The sequence below is a fragment of the Citrobacter sp. HN-141 genome (assembly GCF_033341895.1).
Taxonomy (GTDB): Bacteria; Pseudomonadota; Gammaproteobacteria; order Enterobacterales; family Enterobacteriaceae; genus Citrobacter.
This window is the reverse complement of record NZ_JAWPBF010000054.1, coordinates 1-1,127: the sequence shown is the minus strand read 5'-3', so window position 1 is coordinate 1,127 and position 1,127 is coordinate 1. Positions and strand designations below refer to the sequence as shown.

The following is a 1,127-nucleotide window of genomic DNA, read 5'->3' as shown; positions in this document are numbered from 1 at the left end:
TACAGCCTTTTTCCTATCGTTTTCGCGGCATTTTTCATCATGGGAACGTCACTGTTAGCCGCCAGCGCCAACCATCTCTGCCAGTCACTCCGTCTTTCCTCGCTCCATGGCCTGTTCCAGATATCCTTTGCCAGCTCTTTCAGCGCCCAGCACTGGCTCGTCAGCTTCATCTGTGCACGCAGCCACATCAGCTTTTCCTGCCGGGATTCGGTCATCCACTTATCGCTGTACTGCCACAGGAAGCGGGTTCCTTTTGCCTGGTGTCGGCTTTCAACAGGGAGGTGCGGATGTTCATTCTGACGGGTTTTATCAACTACCTCGCCCAGTTGCTTCGCCACATGGAAGCGGTCAAAGGCGATTTTCTCAACCGCACTGGGTAAGTGGATACGCGCTGCTCTTATATAGCCCGCGTTCATGTCCATTGAGAGCGTTTTGATAGCCAGCAACTGCCCATCAGTGAGCGTGCGAAGATAGCCGGCAAGACTCTCTGTGCCGCGATCATCCGTTAAGGCCAGCGCCCGACCATCGCGATCGGAGATCACCGTTATGTAACGATGTCCTTTTTTAAAGGCGACCTCATCCACATTCATATGACGGGCGGATAATGGCTTTTTTATCCGGGCAAGACCTCGCTTAACTGCCCGGGTCATAATGCCGTCAACCGCATTCCAACTGAGCTTAAGTTGCTTCCTGACAGCATCAACGGTGCTGATTTTCAGCCATGAGAGAACGAACGATTCGAATAGCAACGTATACCGGCTTCCGGGGCCAGCCCACGGAACAGGCAACGTCAGGCAGCCATGCTCCGGACACATAATTCGTGGAACATCGGCTTCAACAATAGTGGTGAACTGGCAGGTATCAAGATGGCGCCATTTACGATGACGGTGATCGTGAACAGAACAGGATTTACCGCAGGTCGGACAGGCTAGCCGGGTGTTTTCAGCGATCTCAATAGTGACAGTAACAGAACCGGCATTTTCATCGAGAGAAAGGGACTTTACCTGCCACGGATCGGACAGGTTGAGAATATGAGCGTAGAGGGACTTTTCGTCCATGGCGGTGACCTCTGGCGATTAAATACACCATTATCATGCCTTCAGCCACCACAACAAGGGAAGACCCAT

Annotated in this window: 1 protein-coding gene; it reads right to left on the bottom strand. The window is 52.4% G+C overall.

Annotated features, from left to right (window positions below; genetic code table 11):
* Nucleotides 1-1,058 (bottom strand): ISL3 family transposase (locus RYZ59_RS24525; RefSeq protein ID WP_000343759.1); only part of this gene is annotated, 1,058 nt, incomplete at its 3' end.
* Nucleotides 1,059-1,127 lie beyond the last annotated feature (69 nt).